This window comes from Bradyrhizobium sp. GW821-FHT13H06, from assembly GCF_058803975.1.
Window position 1 is genome coordinate 1,024,518 of the sequence record NZ_JBXAPN010000003.1, and the last position, 15,803, is coordinate 1,040,320.

Sequence of the window (15,803 nt, forward strand, 5' to 3'; positions counted from 1 at the left end):
CCCCGCTTGCGGGGAGAGGCGAAGAAATTACGTCGTCCTGAATTGCAGCACGCCGTCTTGCATCTCTGCCGTCAGCCGGCCCTCGACGATCATATAATTGACGTGGGCGACGAGTTCGCCGGCGGCAAAGCCCATCTGGTGCTCGTCCAGCACGTGCTTGTTGAACACGACAGGCACCAAGGCGCGCGAGGTTTGCGGCGTCTCGCGGCAGGCTTCCGCGATCAGGCGGCAGCGCTCCTCGTGATGGTCGGCGAGCTGCTTGATGCGGGTCTTCAATCCATAGAACGGCACGCCATGGCCGGGCAGCACCAGCAGATCATAGGGCAGGGTGGTGGTGAGGCTCGCGAGCGAGGCCAGGTATTCGCCGAGCGAGTTCTGGTCGGGCTCGACCGCCCAGACGCTGACATTCGGCGAGATCTTGCTCAGCACCTGGTCGGCGGAGAGGAACAGCTTGTCGTCGGCGCAATACAGCATGACCTGGTCGAGCGCGTGGCCGCCGCCGGTGATCACCTTGAAGCGGCGCGTGCCGATCACGACCTCGTCGCCATGCGAGATGCGGCGGTAGGACGGCGGCAGCACCGAGACGCGCTTGAGATAATCCTGGCCGCGCCCGAGCAGCTTCTCGGTCAGCGACTCGTCCATGCCGTGACGGCGGAAGAACAGCCGCTGCGCCTCGCGCCGCTCCTCGGTGCCGCGGTTCTGGTGATAGACCGATTGCAGATACTCGACCTGCGACATCACCAGCGGGCAGTTGAAGCGTTCGACGATCCACCCGGCGAGGCCGACATGGTCGGGGTGGGAGTGGGTGACGATCAGGCGCGTGATGTTGACGCCCTTCAGCGGCCCGTCGAACAGCTTGGTCCAGGCCTCGATCGTCTCCTCGTTGCCGAATCCGGTATCGACCATGGCATAGCCGTCGCCGTCGGCGAGCAGGTAGATGTTCACGTGGTTGAGGCGGAACGGCAGTTTCAGCCGCGCCCACAACACGCCGGGCCGGACTTCGACGACCTCGTCGTGGCCGGGATGCTGGTCCCAGGGGTAGCGCAGGGCCTCGGCCGAGGACTGTGCGATGTCGGTTTTTGAGCTCATGCTACCCGCTTAAACCCAGCGCGCGCAGGGCGCCAGCCGAAAAAGCACGCCTGGCGGGCGCCGCATGGCCGTCATACCGGCCGTGTTTTTCCGCCTCTCGGTTTGAGGCCGCCAAAAACGCAGTCATTCCGGAGCGCGCGTAAGCGCGAGCTCTGGTGCGCGGTTGCGCACCTGAGAATCCGGAGATCGTGGTGCGGGATTCCGGGGACGCCTCTTCGAGGGCCCCGGATTGACGATCAGGCCGCCCGCATGTCGTTGAGGAAAGCGTCGATTTCCCCGCGCAGCATATCGGCCTCGCGCCGGAGCGCGTCCGAGGCGCTCAGCACGTCGCTTGCCGCAGCGCCCGCTTCGGCGGACGCGGTGGAGACACCGACGATGTTGCTGGAGACTTCGCTGGTGCCGCCGGCGGCATGCTGGATGTTGCGGGCGATTTCGCGGGTGGCGGCGCCCTGTTCCTCGACCGCGGCTGCGATCGTCGTGGTGACGTCGTTGATCTCGCCGATGATCCGGCCGATGCCCTGGATGGCGCCGACCGCGGAGGTCGTGACCTCTTGCATGCTGGCGATCTGGGTGCGGATCTCGTCTGTCGCCTTGGCAGTCTGGCTCGCCAGGCTCTTCACTTCGGAGGCGACCACGGCGAAGCCGCGGCCGGCCTCGCCTGCGCGCGCCGCCTCGATGGTCGCGTTGAGCGCGAGCAGGTTGGTCTGCGAGGCGATGGTCTGGATCAGGTCGACGACGACGCTGATGCGGCTCGCGCCGTCGGCGAGGCTCTGCACGGTGGCGTCGGTCGCTCCCGCTTCGTCGACCGCCTTCTTGGCGATCTCGGCGGAGGTCACGACCTGGCGGCTGATCTCCTGGATCGAGGAGGACAGCTGCTCAGTGCCGGCCGACACGGTCTGCACGTTGACCGACGTTTCCTCCGCGGCGGAGGCGACCGCGTTCACCAGCGCGTTGGACTGGTCGGCGGTGTTCGACATGCTCTGCGCGGTCGATTGCATCGAATTGGCCGACTGCGCGAGATTGTCGAGCGCGGAGCGCACCGTGCTTTCGAATTCGGCGATCTTCGCTTCCATGCGCGCGGCACGCTCGGCCTTGGCGATACGGTCCCTGTCCTGCTCGCTCGTCAGCGCGCGGGCCTCGATCATGCTCTCCCGGAACACTTGCAGCGTGTTCGCCATCACCGAGATCTCGTCGTTGTGGTTCTTCGAGCGGTAGATGTCGGTTTCGAGGTCGCCGTTCGCGAGCAGCTGCATCGATTGATGCAGGGCGCCGATCCGGCGCAGGATGCTGCGTCCGACATAGAGCCAGACGAACAGCGCCGAGCCGACCAGCATCAACGCGCCCATCGCCAGCATGACCGACGTCGCGAGCGAAATCTCCTGCCGCGCCTGGAAGGTCGAGGCGTTGGTCTCCTTCTGTACGCCGTCGACGAGCTGCTGCACGCTGATGCCGAGACCGACATTGAGTTTGCGGGTCTCGTCCAGGATGGTCTGGCCATAGTCGATGGAGTCGAGCTCCTTCTCGCGCAGATTGAACACGCCGGTCTTGCCGGTTCCGAGCGCGAGCAGCTTTTCCGCCGTCTCGCGCAGCATCTTGTTGCCCTGGTTGTCCGGCAACAGGTCGAGGTTGGAACGCAGGCGTCCCTGCGCCGTCTTGAATTCCTTCTGGATGTCGTCGAGCTTGTCGCTCGTACTCGCCGACAGCGCCGCGCTCATGTTGGCGGCGGCGAGGTTGCCGCTGGCGACAACGTTGCCGAGCTGACCGACGGTCTGCGCGGCTTCGGTTGCATCTGCGGCGGACAGGTCGGCCGAGCCGAGAATGGCGTTGACGCGGGTCTGCGCGTCCAGCATCGCCGGGCTCGCCGCGCCGACGAACGCGCCCTGCGCGTTTCGAAGCGCATCATATTGCTTCTCGTGGAGGGCCGCGATGTCGAGCCGTTCGCGGGCGGCCTTCGCAAGGCTCTGAGTTGCCTCGTTGATGCTCTTCATCGTGTCGCTGAGCCCGGAGACGACGCTCTTGTCGCCGCCGAGATCGATGATCTCCGTGAGCTTCCGCTGCGTCTGCTCCTGCAATTCCATGAGCTTCTTGGTGCGCTCATTCAGGGCGTCGTCGCTCTGCGCCGCAAGCAGGGCCGGTCCCTGCGCCGCAAGGCTGGCACTGAGTGCCGACAATTGGAGGCTGGCGGAAAGGCGCGGAATGTCCCGGCCGCTCAGTTCGGTCATGCGTCCGCCGAGATTCTGCAGCGCCAGCCCGGCGCCGGCCGCGATCACGAGGCCCATGCCCGCGATCACTGCGAAGGCCGCGAACAGGCTGCCGCGCACGCCCCATTTCGGCATTCTGAAACGAGGACGGAGACGGCCAAGGAAACGGCCAAGGCCCAGACGGATCGCCATCGAAAATTCCCCCAATGTTCTTGCTTCTGTTTGTGAGCGCAGTATCGGCAGCACCGGTTAAAAAATCGCACTTGGCACAATTGGTTGCGCATGTTCCGCAGAGCGAAAAAAGAAGGGCCGGCAACGAGGCCGGCCCTTCATCGTGATAAGGTTTTGATAACCGGTCAGTAGGGCGCGACCGCCGAGCCTGCCCAGTTGAAGCGGTAGTTGACGCCTGCCTTGAAGGTATGGTCGTCGGTGGTGAAGTTGCCGGTGCCCACCAGCGGGCCCGCCGTGAAGTGCGCATCGCCGAAATTGTAGTACTGGTACTCGGCCTTGGCCGACCAGTTCGGGGCGAACATGTATTCCAGGCCGGCGCCGACGGTGTAGCCGTTGCGGTGATCGCCGTCGATGATGAAGCCGGTCGGCACGCCGCCCACAGTCACCTTCTCGTTGTTGTCCGAATAGGCGTAGCCGCCCTTCACGTAGAGCAGTCCGGGGCCCCAGGTGTAGCCGACGCGGCCGGTGATCGAGCCGAGGCCGCGCTGGTCATTGGTATAGGCGATGCCGCCCGGAAACACTGCGCCGACGCTGCCCGTGAGCCAGGAATACTGGCCTTCGACGCCGACCACGAAGTTCGGGTTGAACTGCCAGTCCGCGCCGACCTGCACGCCGCCGAGGAAGCGGCCGTTGCCGTTGCTGCCGGTGGAGAGGCCGTTGAAATTGTTGTCGCTGGAGAACGCGCCGCCGACATGGGCGCCGAGATAGAAGCCCGTCCAATTGTAGATCGGCGCGGCATAGGCCGGCGCCGGCGACTTGTAGTAGCTGCGGTTGCCGAGATCGGCGCCGACGGCCGGCGCAGCCGCGCCCACCACGAGCAGCGCCACGGTCGCAAACAGAATCTTCTTCATCGTCTTGAACTCCAACACGTAAGGTCCCCGGCAGGCGCGCTTTCCTGCGCCGTCGTTGGTTTTGCAGATAGCTCGCTTTTGATGAAAATGCTGTCACATGCATGGCACAGCGACAGCCAACCTAACTTGTTGGGCTGTAAATGATTTTCGTGCTTAATGGCGGCTTAAGAAGTGATGAAGGAAGGCTTAACTTCGCGCATCCCAGGTAACTTGCGCGCGCCTCTTGTTAACCAAGACGCCGCCGCACCTCATCGCGCATCTGTTCGCGAAAGGCCGCGCGCTTTGCCGGCCGGTCTTCCTCGCGCACGTCATGACGATCGAAGATGTCGAACTTCTCCAGGATCGGATAGCGCTCGCTCGCCATCGCGAGCACGCGCAGAACCCTGGTCGCCGCCGGCGTCGGGCCACTGATCTCCCAGCGCCGGATGGTGTCGGCGCCGCCTGTCTCCGGCAATCCGCAAAGCCTGGCCATGTCGGCCGCAGTGAGCTTTCGCTCGAGGGCATCGGACAGGTCGTTGCGAAGCTGCTTCAGTTCGGGGCCGGTCATGCTGCTTGCGTCCAGGGAAGTGGCCGAACGCAAGGCACTACAGCATGATCCGGAAGAGTGTGCAGCGGTTTTCCGAAAAGGACCATGCTCAAACAATGACCTGAAGCGCGATGACGATTCATCCCAATCGCATCGCTCTTTAGCGCTGATTCGGGTCCATCCGAAGGCGACGGGCTGATGCGCTGCTTAGGCCTCAGATGCCTCTGCCACCCCGGTCGCCGATCACGCAGCGCCATGCAGCCAGCCGCTCGGCCGGATGCTGGTTCATCCATTCGGCGAGCTGCGGGGCACCCATCAGGCAGGACTGCACCGAGATTTGCGCAAAGTCCGAAGTGGTGACGATCTGCTCGTGACAATTGGTGGGAGAGGCGAGACTGCAAAGCACGGCGATGATCTTGATCACGATACGCTACTCCCCGTCGCGGCCGATGAAGGTGCGACCGATCGCCGGTTCGTCCTGCTCCTCGCCGGCCAGGTCCGCCGGAGGGAAGATGCTGTCGTAGATGGCGCGCGCCTCCTGGATGAGACGTGCTCGCTCGCGCTCGGATTTCGAGACAAATCGAATGACTTCGCTCATGGTGGCTCCAAATCTCAACTCATGAGTCTGTCATGAGATGACGCAAAACATCCAATCGTCATCTATGGTGCCGCCTTCGACCTTGAAGCGGCGCGGCAGTCACGACCGAATAAAAAGCGCGTGACCGCACATCCCAACGTCCCGGTGTTTCGTTGGGTTGCAAGGCCGGTCCACCACTTCATGTCAGTTGCGCAACTCCAGCAGCCGAGCGGGGAAATGCTTGTGTCGGCCTGTCCTTGCGCCCGTCGGCAAGGAAGGTCGCACGAAGCAGTGCTGCCGGAGCGAATCTGTTTCGCCTCTTGCGGCGTGCAAGTTTTTGGAACGATCTCGAAATCCGGTGAATCCGCCCGACCAGCCCCTCAGGCCGCCGGGGCTTGCTCCTTTCGACCCGGCACCGCCGCGAGCAGCTCGCGCGTATAGGCATGCTCAGGCGCGGCGAACAGTTGCGCGGTCGGCTTCAGCTCGACGATGGCGCCGCGTTGCATCACCGCGATGCGGTCGCAGATCTGGGCTGCGACGCGCAGATCGTGGGTGATGAACAGCATCGAGAGGCCGAGGCGCGCCTTGAGGTCTTCGAGCAGCTTCAACACCTGCGCCTGCACCGAGACGTCGAGCGCGGAGACGGCCTCGTCGGCGACGACGATCTCCGGCTCGAGCGCAAGCGCGCGCGCAATGCCGATGCGCTGACGCTGGCCGCCGGAGAATTCGTGCGGATAGCGTTCGAGCGAGCCGGCGTCCAGGCCGACCATCTTGAGGAGATCGCGGGCGCGGTCGAACGCGACCTTCGGATCGACGCCGGCCGCGATCGGGCCGTCGGCGATGATGTGACCGATCTTGCGGCGCGGATTGAGCGAGGCGAATGGATCCTGAAAGATCATCTGGATGCGATGACGCTCGGCGCGCAGCGTCTTGCCGGAAAGCGAGGTCAGGTCGGTCTCACCGATCCGCACCGTGCCGCGGTCGGCCTCGATCAGCCGCATCACCAGGCGCGCCACGGACGATTTGCCGGAGCCGGATTCGCCGACCAGGCCGAGCGTCTCGCCCTTGAGGATGTTGAAATTGACCGCGCGCGCCGCATCGACGCGGCGGTCCTCGCGAAACCAGCCGCCCGAGGTGACGTAGGTCTTGTCCAGCCCGATCACCTCGACGGCCCTGGCCCGATCGTCGAGAGGAGCGCGCGCCGGCGGATCCATCGACGGCACGGCGGCGAGCAGCGCCTTGGTGTAGTCGTGCTGCGGCGCGCTGAAGACGGTCGCGGCGGGACCTTCCTCGACGACCTTGCCGTGCCTGAGCACCACGACCTGGTCGGCAATGTCGGCGACGACGCCGAAATCATGGGTGATGAACATCACCGCCATGTTGCGGTTGCGCTGGAGATTGCGGATCAGCTTCAGGATCTGCGCCTGCGTGGTGACGTCGAGCGCGGTCGTCGGCTCGTCAGCGACCAGCACGGCCGGCTCGAGCGCGAGGGCCATCGCGATCATGGCGCGCTGGCGCTGGCCGCCCGAGAGCTGGTGCGGGTAGGCGCGCACGATTCGTTCAGGATCGGGCAGGCCGACTTCGCGTGCCAATGCGAGCGCCCTCGCGCGGCGCTCCCTCGGCGTCAGCAGGCCGTGCGCCTCGAACATCTCCGCCATCTGGTCGCCGATCCGCATCAACGGATTGAGCGCCGTCATCGGCTCCTGGAAGATCATCGCCAGCCGGCGGCCGCGCAGATCGCGCCAGCCGTCGTCGTCGAGCTTGAGCAGGTCGCGGCCCTCGAACATGATCTCGCCGGCCGTGACGTCGACCGTATCGGGCAAGAGGCCCATCAGCGCGTGCGCGCACATCGATTTGCCGGAACCGGATTCGCCGACCACGCAGACGATCTTGCCGGCCCGCAGGTCCAGCGAGATGCCGTCGACGGCGTACGGCCGTTCGGCGCTCTTGGGCAGCGCGACCCGCAGGTTCTTGATGGAGACGGTGGCGGGGGCGGTCATGTCAGCGTCCCTCGCGCGACAGGCGCGGATTGAGCGCGTCGTTGAGGCCTTCGCCGATCAGATTGAGGCCGAGCACCGAGATCAGGATGGCGACACCGGGAAAGACCGTGATCCACCACGCCTGGCGGATCACGGTGCGGCCGGCGCCGACCATGTAGCCCCAGGAGATCAGGTTGGGATCGCCGAGGCCGAGGAACGACAGCGAGGATTCCAGGAGGATTGCGGTCGCCACCATCAGCGAGGCCAGCACGATCACGGGCGACAACGCGTTCGGCAGGATCTCGCGCAGGATAATCCAGCTGTTGCTCTGGCCGGTGACCACGGCTGCCTGGACATATTCGCGCGTGCGCAGCGACAGCACCTCGCCGCGGACGAGGCGGGCCACCGGCGGCCAGCTCACCACCGCGATCGAGGTCACGATCGAATAGATCGAGGGCTGCAGGATGGCGACCAGCACGATCGCGAGCGCGAAGCTCGGAATGGTCTGGAAGAATTCGGTGAAGCGCATCAGGGCGTCATCGACCTTGCCGCCGAAATAACCGGCCATGGCGCCGATCGGCACGCCGACGATCAGTGCGACCAGCGTGGAGACGAGGCCGACCAGCAGCGACACCCGTGCGCCGAAGATCATGCCGGCGAACACGTCGCGGCCGAGCGCGTCGGTGCCGAGCGGCACGGACGAGAGCGTGAACGGCGGCAGGAACGGCCGCTGCACCATGCGCCACGGCGAGTTCGGGAACAGCATCGGTCCGAACACCGCGACGGAGATCGCAAGCAGGAGGATGATGAGCCCGATGACGCCGCTCGGGCTTTTCAGCATCGATTTCCAGAACTGTTTCATGAGGCGAATTCGATGCGTGGGTCGACCAGTCGGTAGACCAGGTCGGTGATGAGGTTGAAGATCAGGACCATGGCGGAGCAGATCACGAAGACGCCGAGCAGCAGATTGTAGTCCCGCTGCAGCAGCGCGTCGTACATCAGGCGCCCGATGCCCGGCCAGGCGAACACGGTCTCGGTGATGACGGCGCCGCCGATCAGCGTGCCCGAATGGACGCCGGCGAGCGTCACGACGGGAAGCAGCGCGTTGCGCAGCACGTGGCGGCGCTGGATCACGGCGTCGGAGAGACCTTTCGCACGCGCCGTCTTGACGAAGTCGAGCCGTTTCACCTCCAGCATCGAGGCGCGCGTCATGCGGGTGTAAGTCGCCATGAAGAACAGGCCGAGCGTCATCGCCGGCATGATCAGATGTTTTGCGACGTCGAGCGCATGAGCAAGGCCGGTGAGATTGGCACCGACCGTCTCGTAACCGAAGCTCGGCAACCAATCCATGGTGACCGAGAACAGCAGGATGCCCATCAGCGCCACCCAGAAGATCGGCATGGCGTAGAAGATCAGCGCGAACACGGTGATGGCGGTGTCGAGGAAGGTGCCGGCAAAGCGCGCCGCGAAGGTGCCGAACAGGATGCCGAGCGCGAGCGAGATCGCGAAGGCGGTCAGTGTCAGCAGCAGCGTTGCCGGCAGCCGCTCGCCGATCAGCTTTGCGACCGGCGCCTGCTGGCGGAAGGAGAAGCCGAGGTCGAGCGTCACGACGCCCTTGACGTAGATGAAGAGCTGCTCCGGCAATGGCTTGTCGAGCCCGAACTTCTCCCGGAGTTGCTTGACGAAGACCTGATCGCTGGCCCCGGCTTCGCCCGCCATCACCGCCGCGGGATCGCCGGGCGCAAGCCGGATCAGGAAGAAATTGAGAACGACGATCGCAAGCAGGACGATCACGCCCTTTACGACACGCTGAGCAACAAAGGAGAGCATCTAGACTCGTATGCCAGTTGATCGAGGCGGTCTCGCCGCGAGGAACACCTCTCCCCGACGGGGAGAGGTCGCGCCGAAGGCACGGGTGAGGGGGGTCTGGTCCCACGAGGGAGTGCAATCCCTCACCCGGATCGCATCTGACGATGCGATCCGACCTCTCCCTATGGGAGAGGTGGGCACCGCCGATGCCTCAGCGTCTCGATATGATTTCATCGTGAATCAGTTCGTACCCTGGAGCGCGACGCCGCGACTGAGATTTCATCGCGGTGTCGCATGCACCTCGTCACTTGTCGAGCCATGCGTCCTTGAAGCCGTCATTGACCCCGATCCCCGTGGTGATCAGGTTCTTGACCTTGCAGCGCATGATGGTCGGGAATTGCAGCTCGAGCATCCAGGCCACCGGCACGTCCTCGACCAGGATCTTCTGCGCCTTCTCGTAGATCTCCTTGCGCTTGGAATCCGGGGTGGCAACGGCGCCGTCGGCGAACAGCTTGTCGATCTCCGGGTTGGAATAGCCCTCGACGTTGTTGAACACCTGGCCCTTGGCAATGGCGCTGGAGACGTAGTTGCGGCCGACGCCGAGGGCGGGATCGCCGTACTGGTAGAGATACGTGAAGGCGATGTCGTAGTCCCAGTCGCCGATCTTCTGGTTGCCGCCGGCAACGTCCGTGGCGACCGTCTCGATCGTCATGCCGACGTCCTGGAGGTTCTGCTTCACCGCTTCACCCCAGCGCTGCCAGGTCTCGCCATAGGCGAGCGGCTGCAGGCGGATCTTCTCGCCCTTGTAGCCGGCTTCCTTCAGCAGCGCCTTGGCCTTGGCCGGATCGTACGGATATTTCTTCACGTCGTCGGTGTAGAACTTGATGGTCGAGGCTGACGGGCCGGTCGCGACCTTGCCGAGCCCGTTCCAGATCACGTCCTTGGCGAAGTCGCGGTCGATCGCGTACATGATCGCCTGCCGCACCCGCTTGTCAGCGAGCGGCCCCTGGCGGTTGTTCAGCCACAGCCAGGCCAGCGGCGAGAAGAACTCCCAGCCGGCGCCGGTGACGCAGGTGTCCTTGAGCTTGGACAGCCGCGGCACGTCGAAATTCTCGACCGAGCCGCCGGGCAGCACGTCCACCTTGCCGGTCTCATACGCCACCGCGCGTGCCGCGGCGTCGGGAATGACCTGCCAGTAGATCTCGTCTAGATAGGGCTTGCCCTTCTCGTGGTAGTTCGGGTTCTTGACCAGGCGGATGAACGAGCCCTTCTGCCACTCCTTGAACATGAAGGGGCCGGTGCCCACCGGCGCGTTGTTGTAGGGATTGGTCTTCCAGTCGGTGCCTTCGTAGAGATGCTTCGGCACCATCGGCATCGAGCCGACCTCGAAGATGCCGAGGAAGGGGCCGAACGGCTGCTTCAGCGTGAACACCACCGTGTGGTCGTCGGGCGCCTCGACCTTCTCGACCTGCGCGAGATTGTTGCGGGCGCGCGCGTGGGTCTGCTTCAGCATCTCGATCGAAAACAGAACGTCGGCGGCGGTGAAGGGCTTGCCGTCATGCCAGGTCACGCCCTTCTTGAGCTTGAAGGTGTAGGTCTTGGCGTCCTCGCTGACGCTCCAGCTCTCGGCAAGCTCCGGCTGCGGCTCGAGCTTGGGGCTGTAGCGCAGCAAGCCTTCGAAGATGTTGCCCGATACCATCTGGGTCGGGCCGTTCTGGATCTGCGCAAGCATCAGGCCGGGTGGCTCGGGCTGGATCACGGCATTGATCGCGCCCCCTGCTTTCGGCTCTTGCGCCAGCGCCGAGGCCGTGAGGCCGCAAGCCAGGAGAAGACCAAGCAACACTCGTTTTGGCATGTCGTATCTTTCTCAAGCGAGGCCAGCCGCAAACGCTTCGCAACGTCCTGGCGCGCAAAGCGACGGCCGGCCCATCCCAGTCCCCATCCGATATCGAGGCTCACACAGTCTCGTTCGGCGCCGCAAGATGAAAGTCTCGACAGTGTTCGCACAAAAAATGTACAGCGCGTCCTGTTTTCACTTGATTCATTCTCGTGTCACGGAGAGAAGTCCGCCATGGACAATGCCACGCGCTCCGAACGGTCCCGCAATGCCGCGCTCGAGGCGGCGATCGCCATCATCGCACGCGACGGACCCGGCCGGCTGACGCTCGATGCCATCGCGCGCGAGAGCGGCCTCAGCAAGGGCGGGGTGATGCATCAGTTCCGCACCAAGGAGGCGGTGCTGAAGGCGTTGCTCGAGCGGCAGATGGCGCATTTCGAGGAGTTCTCGACGCGCCACATGGCCAAGGTGAGCGCGTCCTCGGCAAGCCCCAATCTGGCGACGCAGCTCGCCACGATCAGGGAAGCGGCGAGCTCGCCGAACTCTGCCGCGCTGGCCCTGGTTGCGGCCATGGTCGAGAATCCCCGCCTGATGGCACTGCCGCGCGAGCGCGAGATGGAGAGGATGGCGGCGATCAGGGAAGAGGCCGCAGATCCGGACCTTGCGATGATACGCTGGGCCGGAGCGATGGGACTGCTGCTGAGCTCGCTGTTCGGCATGTCGCCGCTCAGCAAGGACGAGCACCAGCGACTCTTCGCGCGTCTGCTCGACGACGCGCAATGGAGCGGCCTCGAACAGCCGGCCGCGACGCGTGCCTCCAATCCCGCCAAATCGGGGACGGCATCGGCCGCAAAGGCCGCAACCCCTCGCAAGCGCGCCTGATTCATCGTTAACGAATTCCGACCGATCGCTGCCCAAAACCGCGCCTGCGGCCAAATGTGTCAGGACGTATCTTTGAGACTTTACAAACCAACCAGTCGGTTTTATAAATTGAAACACTGAGACGGCCCAAGGCATCCGAAACGCCCCGGACGATGCCTTGGGTTGGCAATGGTGAGCGCCGCAGCCGCGATTGGTCCCAAAGCGCGGCTGCGGTCGTCCTTGCCTTCCCAAGAAGCCGCAAGAGGAGTTTGGAATGGATCGCTCGATCGCCCTGCGCGGTCTGGGAACGCTGGTGCTTTGCGCGGGCATCGCCGGCTGCGCATCTGTCGCGCCCGTGCCCTATTCGGAGTTGGCGTCCTCGGCCTACATGGCCCCGGACAAGGCGGACGCATCAGGCCGCGTGCCCTACCGCTATTCCACGCCGGTCGACTGGCGTGCCTATCGTAATGTGATCCTCCAACCCGTCGCGGTCTATCGCGGCCGGGATCACCAGTTCGGCGACATGTCCGACAAGGACAAGGCGACGCTCGCCGCCTACATGCAGAACTGTTTCGCCGAGCGGCTGCGTAGCCGGTTCACGCTCGTGCGCGAGCGCGGACCGAACACGCTGCGGATCAGGCTGACGCTCACCGGCGCGGTCGCCAACACGCCGGTGCTCGGCACGCTCTCGCGCTTCGACATGGCCGGCGCCGTCTACAACGGGGTGCAGGCTGCGCGCGACGGCGAGGGGATGATGACCGGCTCGGTCATTTACGGTGTCGAGATCTTCGATGCCACGACCTCGCGCCTGCTCTCGGCCTACGTCACCAAGCAATATCCGGGCGCCTACGACATCAAGGCCAGCGTCGGCGCGCTCGCGGCCGCCACCGCCGGCCTCGACAAGGGCGCCGATGCGCTGATGGCGCAACTGAATTGAAGCCGCAACCCCTGCAACGAAAGGTGCCGCTGATGAACTTCCTGCTTCGCTTCGTGCTGCGCGTCGCGATCACCGTCGTGATGATGATCATCGGTGGCCGCGCGGGTGCGGCCGCTCCCGCCGATCCCAGCGGCACATGGCTCGTCGAGGACGGCCGCGCCCGCATTCGGCTCGAGCGCTGCGGTCCGGCGCGTGACCGCATCTGCGGCTTCATCGTCTGGATGAAGGAGCCGGCGGACAAGCGCGGCCAGCCCTATCGCGACAGTCAGAATCCGGACCCCGACAGACGCGCCCGCGCACTGCTCGGCCACCAGCTCATCATGGGCCTGCAGGCGACGCCCGAGGGCCGGTTTGCCGGCGGCATTTACAATGCCGAGGACGGCAAGTTCTATTCCGTCTCGCTGTGGCGCGAATCCACCGACCGCCTCAAGCTCAAGGGCTGCCTCATCAAGCTGCTCTGCCAGACCCAGACCTGGCAGCAGACCCTCGACGTACTGCCCGGCCAGCTCGTCGGCCTGACCGGCGATCTCAACGGTCCGCGCGCCGACAAGGAATGGGCCGCGGTGCCGGCTCCGAAGCCGATGCAGGCGAAGGCGAAGTAGCCTTCAGGAGGTCTCCAGCCCGTCGCAACTCGTCGAGCGCGCCTGCGCGTTACTCGCGGTGCGCGAAGTCGTGGTTGGGACGGCCGCGACGCTCCCGGTGGGCTCATGACCGCCCTCGCGATCGGTCAGTGGCGGATCCGCCCGCGAATTTGATCCGGATCAAAGCCAAGCCGCCGCTTTTGCGATCGAATGGCAACTGGCGGGACGCGGCACTGCGCGTCCCGTTTCCTTGAGCCGTGAGACGATCCATGGACATTCTGGCCACGACTACCCCAACGGATGACGATTGCGGGTCCGACGTCGCCGGCCTCGAGCACTCGTCGGAGGCGGGCGTGCAGCACTGCTTGCAATTGCTGAGCAATGCCGGCCTGCGTCCGACACGCCAGCGCCTGGCGCTCGGCCAGTTGCTGTTCCTGGGCGGCCATCGTCACGTCACCGCGGAGAGCCTCTATGAAGAGGCAATGGCGGCGAACGCGTATCTGTCGCTCGCGACCGTCTACAACACGCTGAACCAGTTCACCGAAGCCGGCCTGCTGCGCCGGATCGCTGCCGACGGCATCAAGTCGTTCTTCGACACCGACACCTCCGTGCATCCGCACTTCTATCTCGAAGGCGAGGATCTGCTGGTCGACGTTGCCGACGGCCTGGCCTTCACAAAAGTGCCCGAGGCGCTTCCCGGCCACGAGATCGCGCGTCTCGACGTCATCGTCCATTTGCGCCGCAAGCGCGTGGCGTAACCCGGGCCTGGCGAATCTCCTACCGCAAGCCCGCCCGCCGAAATCCCTCCAGATAGTGCTCGCGATCCCCGTCATTGGCCCACGGCAGTTGCGTCGCGATCCAGTGCAGCGAGATGCCCGGTTGGGTGCGACGGAGCTCGCCGAGCGCCATCTCCGCAAGCACTCCGTCGCCCGTCATGCCGGCGGAGACCGCGAGCACCCGGTAGGCGCCGGTGAGGTCGCCGCGGTGGCGGATCGCCTCGCGCGCCAGCGCGATGGCCTCGTCATAATGCCGCTCGGTGAAGCGGGCATAGGCGGCGATGCCGTGATAGATCGCCAGTGACGGATCGCGCGGTGACAGCCGGATCGCCCTCTGCGCGGCCTCGAACGAATCCCGGGAGCGTCCGGCATAGGACAGCGCCAGCGCGTAATAGCCCTGCGCCAGCGAGAAGTTCGGATTGAGCGCGAGCGCCTGCTCGAACTCGGACAGCGCGTCCGCAAGCCTGCGTGTCGAGAAGCAGACGCTGCCGAGCGCGGCATGGGCCCAGGCGTCCTCATGGTCGCAGCGCACCGCGGCGAGCGCGGCGGCTTCTGCGGCCGGGACAACCGTGGCCAGCTCGGCCCAGCCGAGATGCACGCCGAACATGTCGTTCACGGCCAGCACCGACAGCGCCTGGCCGTAGTTCGGATCGATTGCAATCGCGCGCTCGAGCAGCCCCCGGGCGGCGCCTGATCCTGCCGGGTCACGCGCCAGTAATGCGACAGCGCACGCATCAGCAGGTCCCAGGCGTCCAGGCTTGCGGGCGGCTTGCGATGGGCACGAAAATTCTCCGCCGCGTGGATCTGCGGCTCGATCGCCGCCGCGATCGCATTGGTGATTTCGTCCTGCACGGCGAAGACGTCGACGAGCTCGCGGTCATAGCGCTCGGCCCAGAGATGGTTTCCCGACACGGCGTCGTTGAGCTGCGCGGTGATGCGCACCCGGTTGTCCGCCTTGCGCACGCTGCCTTCGACGACGTAGCGGACGCCGAGCTCCTCGGCGATCTGCCTGATGTGGACCGCGCGCCCCTTGTAGGTGAAGGACGAGTTGCGGGCGATCACCATGAACCAGCGCTGCTTCGACAGTGCGGTGAGGATGTCTTCGCTGATCCCGTCGCCGAAATAGTCCTGCGCGGGATCGCCGCTCATGTTCTCGAAGGCGAGCACCGCGATCGCCGGCCGGTCCGCCACGCGCGGGGGAGCGGGCTTGGTTCCTGCCTGCGCGGGGGACGCTGCCGCTTCTTCCCGGACCTCGCCGACGAAACGAAAGCCCTTTCGCGGAATGGTCTTGATCAGCCGCTGGGCCGCGCCGTCGTCGCCAATCGCCTTGCGCGCGGCGTTGATCCGGCTGTTCAGGGCGGAATCCGAGATGATGCGGTCGCCCCAGATCTGGCCGATCAGGTCATCCTTGCTGACCAAACGGGCGTGTTGCGTGACCAGATAAAGCAACAGATCGAACACTTGCGGCTGCAATGGAACGGCCGTCCCGTCGCAAGTGAGCTCCCGCAGGTCACTGTCGAGCACATTGTTTTCAAAGCGAAATCGCAC

At 65.0% G+C, this 15,803-nt stretch carries 14 protein-coding genes and 1 pseudogene; 4 read left to right on the forward strand and 11 right to left on the reverse strand.

What is annotated here, in order from left to right:
* Positions 1 to 27 precede the first annotated feature (27 nt).
* From AC1RQP_RS17180 to AC1RQP_RS17225, 10 genes are all read right to left on the reverse strand, one after another.
* Entirely contained in the window at positions 28 to 1,089 is a 1,062-nt protein-coding gene (locus AC1RQP_RS17180) for an MBL fold metallo-hydrolase (protein WP_239620523.1), read from the reverse strand.
* A 236-nt stretch (positions 1,090 to 1,325) separates the two neighbouring features.
* Entirely contained in the window at positions 1,326 to 3,482 is a 2,157-nt protein-coding gene (locus tag AC1RQP_RS17185) for a methyl-accepting chemotaxis protein (RefSeq protein ID WP_492937808.1), read from the reverse strand.
* Positions 3,483 to 3,646: 164 nt separating this feature from the next.
* Positions 3,647 to 4,372 (reverse strand): outer membrane protein, encoded by a 726-nt coding sequence (locus tag AC1RQP_RS17190; protein ID WP_239620527.1) that lies wholly within the window; start codon positions 4,370 to 4,372, stop codon positions 3,647 to 3,649.
* Between the two features lie 226 nt (positions 4,373 to 4,598).
* Positions 4,599 to 4,919: a helix-turn-helix domain-containing protein gene (locus tag AC1RQP_RS17195; protein ID WP_492937809.1), complete on the reverse strand. Its 321-nt coding sequence runs from the start codon at positions 4,917 to 4,919 to the stop codon at positions 4,599 to 4,601.
* Between the two features lie 193 nt (positions 4,920 to 5,112).
* Positions 5,113 to 5,322 (reverse strand): hypothetical protein, encoded by a 210-nt coding sequence (locus AC1RQP_RS17200; protein ID WP_239620531.1) that lies wholly within the window; start codon positions 5,320 to 5,322, stop codon positions 5,113 to 5,115.
* Between the two features lie 6 nt (positions 5,323 to 5,328).
* Positions 5,329 to 5,496 (reverse strand): hypothetical protein, encoded by a 168-nt coding sequence (locus tag AC1RQP_RS17205; protein ID WP_492937810.1) that lies wholly within the window; start codon positions 5,494 to 5,496, stop codon positions 5,329 to 5,331.
* A 359-nt stretch (positions 5,497 to 5,855) separates the two neighbouring features.
* Positions 5,856 to 7,475 (reverse strand): ABC transporter ATP-binding protein, encoded by a 1,620-nt coding sequence (locus tag AC1RQP_RS17210; protein WP_492937811.1) that lies wholly within the window; start codon positions 7,473 to 7,475, stop codon positions 5,856 to 5,858.
* A gap of 1 nt (position 7,476) precedes the next feature.
* Entirely contained in the window at positions 7,477 to 8,316 is an 840-nt protein-coding gene (locus tag AC1RQP_RS17215; protein ID WP_239620541.1) for an ABC transporter permease, read from the reverse strand.
* Complete coding sequence (locus AC1RQP_RS17220) at positions 8,313 to 9,284, reverse strand: ABC transporter permease (RefSeq protein WP_492937812.1); 972 nt, start codon at positions 9,282 to 9,284, stop codon at positions 8,313 to 8,315. The genes AC1RQP_RS17215 and AC1RQP_RS17220 overlap by 4 nt, the downstream gene beginning before the upstream one ends.
* 283 nt (positions 9,285 to 9,567) lie before the next feature.
* The gene (locus AC1RQP_RS17225) at positions 9,568 to 11,118 is read right to left on the reverse strand and encodes an ABC transporter substrate-binding protein (protein ID WP_492937814.1); all 1,551 of its coding nucleotides are present in this window, start codon (positions 11,116 to 11,118) and stop codon (positions 9,568 to 9,570) included.
* A gap of 216 nt (positions 11,119 to 11,334) precedes the next feature.
* On the opposite strand from AC1RQP_RS17225, the gene AC1RQP_RS17230 reads away from it, so the two are divergent.
* From AC1RQP_RS17230 to irr, 4 genes are all read left to right on the forward strand, one after another.
* On the forward strand, positions 11,335 to 11,982 hold the full coding sequence (locus tag AC1RQP_RS17230) for a TetR/AcrR family transcriptional regulator (protein ID WP_492937815.1): 648 nt from the start codon (positions 11,335 to 11,337) through the stop codon (positions 11,980 to 11,982).
* A 253-nt stretch (positions 11,983 to 12,235) separates the two neighbouring features.
* Positions 12,236 to 12,898: a DUF3313 domain-containing protein gene (locus AC1RQP_RS17235; RefSeq protein WP_492937816.1), complete on the forward strand. Its 663-nt coding sequence runs from the start codon at positions 12,236 to 12,238 to the stop codon at positions 12,896 to 12,898.
* 32 nt (positions 12,899 to 12,930) lie between these two features.
* Complete coding sequence (locus tag AC1RQP_RS17240) at positions 12,931 to 13,500, forward strand: DUF2147 domain-containing protein (RefSeq protein ID WP_492937817.1); 570 nt, start codon at positions 12,931 to 12,933, stop codon at positions 13,498 to 13,500.
* A 248-nt stretch (positions 13,501 to 13,748) separates the two neighbouring features.
* Positions 13,749 to 14,237: a Fur family transcriptional regulator Irr gene (gene irr, locus AC1RQP_RS17245; protein ID WP_492937818.1), complete on the forward strand. Its 489-nt coding sequence runs from the start codon at positions 13,749 to 13,751 to the stop codon at positions 14,235 to 14,237.
* Between the two features lie 19 nt (positions 14,238 to 14,256).
* Here the strand turns inward: irr and AC1RQP_RS17250 are convergent.
* A pseudogene (locus tag AC1RQP_RS17250) lies at positions 14,257 to 15,803 on the reverse strand (winged helix-turn-helix domain-containing protein).

Coding starts and splice junctions, on each gene's coding strand:
- AC1RQP_RS17180 (WP_239620523.1), bottom strand. CDS start 1,089: ATGAGCTCAAAAACCGACATCGCACAGTCCTCGGCCGAGGCCCTGCGC.
- AC1RQP_RS17185 (WP_492937808.1), bottom strand. CDS start 3,482: ATGGCGATCCGTCTGGGCCTTGGCCGTTTCCTTGGCCGTCTCCGTCCT.
- AC1RQP_RS17190 (WP_239620527.1), bottom strand. CDS start 4,372: ATGAAGAAGATTCTGTTTGCGACCGTGGCGCTGCTCGTGGTGGGCGCG.
- AC1RQP_RS17195 (WP_492937809.1), bottom strand. CDS start 4,919: ATGACCGGCCCCGAACTGAAGCAGCTTCGCAACGACCTGTCCGATGCC.
- AC1RQP_RS17205 (WP_492937810.1), bottom strand. CDS start 5,496: ATGAGCGAAGTCATTCGATTTGTCTCGAAATCCGAGCGCGAGCGAGCA.
- AC1RQP_RS17210 (WP_492937811.1), bottom strand. CDS start 7,475: ATGACCGCCCCCGCCACCGTCTCCATCAAGAACCTGCGGGTCGCGCTG.
- AC1RQP_RS17215 (WP_239620541.1), bottom strand. CDS start 8,316: ATGAAACAGTTCTGGAAATCGATGCTGAAAAGCCCGAGCGGCGTCATC.
- AC1RQP_RS17220 (WP_492937812.1), bottom strand. CDS start 9,284: ATGCTCTCCTTTGTTGCTCAGCGTGTCGTAAAGGGCGTGATCGTCCTG.
- AC1RQP_RS17225 (WP_492937814.1), bottom strand. CDS start 11,118: ATGCCAAAACGAGTGTTGCTTGGTCTTCTCCTGGCTTGCGGCCTCACG.
- AC1RQP_RS17230 (WP_492937815.1), top strand. CDS start 11,335: ATGGACAATGCCACGCGCTCCGAACGGTCCCGCAATGCCGCGCTCGAG.
- AC1RQP_RS17235 (WP_492937816.1), top strand. CDS start 12,236: ATGGATCGCTCGATCGCCCTGCGCGGTCTGGGAACGCTGGTGCTTTGC.
- AC1RQP_RS17240 (WP_492937817.1), top strand. CDS start 12,931: ATGAACTTCCTGCTTCGCTTCGTGCTGCGCGTCGCGATCACCGTCGTG.
- irr (WP_492937818.1), top strand. CDS start 13,749: ATGGACATTCTGGCCACGACTACCCCAACGGATGACGATTGCGGGTCC.